The organism is Photobacterium sp. R1 (assembly GCF_054600795.1).
In genome coordinates this window covers 1-241 of the sequence record NZ_BAAHZP010000901.1, presented here as the reverse complement: position 1 = coordinate 241, position 241 = coordinate 1, and the positions used below count along the sequence as shown (strand labels likewise).

Below are 241 nucleotides of genomic sequence, written 5' to 3'. Positions count from 1 at the left end.
CCAATATCGCACTGGGCCTGGCACTGGCCGAAGATGAAATCGATTATCTGGTTGAGAACTTCACCAAGCTGGGTCGTAATCCGAACGACATTGAGCTGATGATGTTTGCCCAGGCAAACTCTGAGCACTGTCGTCATAAAATCTTCAATGCTGACTGGACTATCGACGGTGTCGATCAGGACAAGTCACTGTTTAAGATGATCAAGAACACTTATGAGCAGAACAGCGAGTACGTGCTGTC

The 241-nt window shown here is 47.7% G+C and carries 1 protein-coding gene; it reads left to right on the top strand.

Features of this window, described 5'->3' with window-relative positions:
• On the top strand, positions 1 to 241 hold a 241-nt coding region (locus tag ACYP03_RS27670), incomplete at both ends, for a hypothetical protein (protein WP_459782892.1).